The organism is Dialister succinatiphilus YIT 11850, from assembly GCF_000242435.1.
GTDB lineage: Bacteria > Bacillota > Negativicutes > Veillonellales > Dialisteraceae > Dialister > Dialister succinatiphilus.
Map to the genome: position 1 here is coordinate 1 of NZ_JH591191.1, position 3,680 is coordinate 3,680.

The 3,680-nt window shown below is 45.2% G+C and carries 3 protein-coding genes; all 3 read right to left on the minus strand.

All coding sequences use genetic code 11. The features are described 5' to 3' along the window. Positions 1-635: 635 nt before the first annotated feature. Positions 636-1,760 carry a sodium ion-translocating decarboxylase subunit beta gene (locus tag HMPREF9453_RS10820; protein ID WP_008860608.1) on the minus strand — a complete coding sequence of 375 codons (1,125 nt, stop codon included), beginning with the start codon at positions 1,758-1,760 and terminating at the stop codon, positions 636-638. 33 nt (positions 1,761-1,793) lie between these two features. Beyond that, positions 1,794-1,922, minus strand: a complete 129-nt coding sequence (locus tag HMPREF9453_RS10825; protein ID WP_008860609.1) for an OadG family protein — start codon at positions 1,920-1,922, stop codon at positions 1,794-1,796. Positions 1,923-2,638: 716 nt separating this feature from the next. Beyond that, on the minus strand, positions 2,639-3,415 hold the full coding sequence (locus HMPREF9453_RS10830) for a hypothetical protein (protein ID WP_008860610.1): 777 nt from the start codon (positions 3,413-3,415) through the stop codon (positions 2,639-2,641). Between the last annotated feature and the right edge of the window lie 265 nt (positions 3,416-3,680).

Sequence of the window (3,680 nt, forward strand, 5' to 3'; positions counted from 1 at the left end):
GATGCATACCGGACAGAAATCGGAATCTTCTCCGGAAGATTGTTGGACTCATATAAAGTTATAAAGAATAATTGCAAGTTTCCACATGAATCCGAAATATGATCCGGAAAACAATGATAATCCCTTGGTAAACCTTCTATCCTCCTTTGTTCACAGTCCCAGGGTCGGGCTCCCATCTATGAAGCTGCACATGGCATGCACTTACATAGGCATCTATGCTTATTGTATTCATGGACCTGTCAAAATTCAACCACTCCACCGTCTATTTCAATTTAGAATATATTATTCTATTTAAAAAATAGTATGCTATTGATTATGATTCCCATTTAAGTCATTGAAATTTATTCCTTCCCCATTGTCCCCTGAAAACTGCAAATGCAAAACTTTACTGCTAATGATTCGATTGATTTCATCGTATACTATTCATTATATTCTTCATACGATTTTGACAGTCTTTTGCATGAAATATATACCGAAATTATAAATTTTTATTTTATAAACTATTAAATGCTATCATTCCTAATTTCTCAATTCGTTATATTTTCTATATGCCCCTATAAAAAATGATTATATACAAAAAGCACTCTCCAAAGAGAGTGCTTTTTCATAATCAATGACAGATTTTTTAAGGGAAATCAGCCTCCGAACTGGGCCAGCATGGTGCCTGCCGCCACAGCGGTGCCGATAACGCCTGCCACGTTGGGACCCATGGCCTGCATGAGCAGATAGTTGGAGGGATTGTCCCGAAGACCTACCACCTGGGATACCCGGGCTGCCATAGGTACGGCAGATACGCCGGCAGAACCGATGAGGGGGTTCACCTTGTTACCGGACACAATGCGCATGAGCTGGCCGAAGAGGACGCCCCCTGCGGTGCCTGCTGCAAAGGCTACGAGACCGAGGCAGATGATTTCCAGAGTCTGCACACGGATGAACTTGTCGCCGGTCATGGTGAGGCCGGTGCCGGTTGCCAGGAAAATGGTAACGATGTTGCACAGTGCATTTTTCGCCGTATCAGACAGACGGCCGGTTACGCCGGATACTTCAAAGAGATTGCCCAGGCAGAGCATGCCCATGAGGGATGCCACCGGCGGGAGAAGCAGGGAAACCACGATAGATACGACAATGGGGAAAGCTACCCTTTCGAAATGAGTCACCGGACGAAGATTCACCATGCGGATCTGTCTCTGTTCCTTCGTGGTGAGGAGCTTCATAATCGGCGGCTGAATCAAGGGTACCAGGGACATGTAGGAATACGCTGCCACAGCTACGGCACCCAGAAGGTGGGGCGCCAGCTTGGACGTCAGATAAATAGAAGTGGGGCCGTCAGCGCCGCCGATGATGCCAATGGCTGCCGCTTCCTGCACATTGAAGCCCAGAATCATGGCACCTGCCAGGGCCACGAAAACGCCGATCTGGGCAGCAGCGCCGAGAAGCATGGTTTTCGGGTTGGCAATGAGGGGAGAAAAGTCCGTCATTGCTCCCACACCCATGAAAATCAACGGCGGGAAAATTTCATACTTAATACCAAATCCAATAGCCATCATGACGCCCATTTCCGATTCAAAACCGGTGTTGGGGAAATTGGCCATAATATCGCCAAAAGCAATGGGCATGAGCAGAAGAGGCTCATATTCCTTGGCAATGGCCAGGTACAGGAGCACCAGGCCCACCAGAATCATAATGATATTTTCAATCGTAAGAGAAGCAAATCCCGAATCTGTCCACACAGAAGCAAGGGCTCTCATAAAACCATCCATAATGTCTACCTCCTAACCTTAATCGCTATCTTCCTATTTCTTCTTGTTCTTCGTAGGGTCCACGATGTGAATCAGCTGGATCACAAACGCCAGGAAAACGAGGACTGCAAATACGATAACCATGTTAGTGAGACAAATGGAGAGGGGGCTTGGAGATGCCATAGAGTCAACCGCCTTTCGAAAAATAAACCTGCTGATACCATCCTAGACAAAGAATGCCATCAGCATTTCGCCTGTGAAATTTCCTGAAGGGAGGACAAAGAGCTGCCCGCGAGCCCTGCCTCCTGCAGGCTTTCATCCGCTTTTCCGAGAGCGGTCCAATGACTTCTCCATAAAATGACTTCTCTATTTGAAATAATGGCATGAAACCGGAGAATCACCGCACCTGGAAAATAAGCCTGCCCATCCTGTTATCCATCAAACAGGGAAACTCCTCCTTTCTTCACTGCATAAACTTCAGGAACCGCAGATATCTACAGTCAATATACAGGATTTTTCCATGATTTTCAAATAAATATAGTATATTATAGGTATTTATTCAAATTATTGTGTTTTATCATTATTATACTTCTGTATTCTTATTTATTCTACTGTTTTTTAGAAGTTACTAGATATTATGGATAGATGGCGATTTATTTTTTCACCCCTTTTTCTTCCCCAATCTCCCCCGTTCGCCACCATGTCTTTCCCCCTGTCCGGGGATATGTATCTATGAATAAATGCAAATAGCCTGCCTGCAATCTATGAATTATTTTTTCTTTTTACCTGCTATATATTCCTTCTATAAGTATCTATAATAATTTTATATATTCATCCACATCCATATAAAAAAGCTGTGAAAAAATGATTTACATTTTTTCACAGCCCCTTCAACGGACCTATTCTTTTTGACTTCCTTCCTCCATCTTTCTTCTGGCCGCTTCCAACGTTTCCTTACTGGTACCATTTTCCAGTTCCACCTTTTCACCGTGGAAATCAGCACCGGTCAGTTCATCCTCCCGGCCTCCCATTTCCGTACCCTTCTGGCGGAGCTGTTTGATACCTTCTTCAAAGGACATTTCCGGATGTTCCTTGAAATAGCCCTGGTCACGAAGTTTCTTTTCCATGGCCTTATACGTGAACGTAACCACTTCTTCCTGAGGAATGCGGATCTGCCCCGGCATGCGCCGTTCAAACTCCTTCCAGAAATCCTCGGAAGCCTTCATGAGCACCCGGCCCACCTTCTTGTCACTGTCGATATCATAGAGCAGGGACCAGATGGGACGATTGTCCAGCTTCGAATACTGGTGGAAGGTATAACGGTAAGTCACCGGCTTCATGAGCTGGTTCTTGAAATGGTGAACGCCGAAAATATCCTCATAGGGAATGGAAAGCTCCTTCTTGTGTCCCACCCCTGTTTTCAGCATATAAAGGCGGTCCTTTTCCAGCCGGTATACCGTCTTCGTGAGCACCGTATCCAGAAGCCACCACAGAATGGCCACCTGCATGCCCAGGTCAATCACCGGCACCCTGTGATGGACAATGCCCCAGTACCCCGTCCAGCACACATAAGCGGCCCACAGGATAAAGCCAAGAGCCACCACAAACCAATAGGGCTTATAGAAATAGGAATGGTCCTCGAAATCCTTCATCTTTACGTCTTTTGTATCTGCCATCAATTAAACTCCTTACATCAAAAGCATAAATTCAATGCAACGGAATTATTATATCATTTATTTTCTTATATGTCTCTATGTTTTGTGACAGGGGTAAGTGTCAAGTTTTCCTCGGTAATTCATTTGACTGTCGATAATTACTATCTCCGTGGCTTCGGTTTTATCAGTATTTCTGTATAGCTCTGGCCAGTCTCCCCATTGGTGAAGAAGAAGCTCCATAAACGCCTATACGCCCCTCCAGGCATCCCGGCCTATAGTTTCTCAT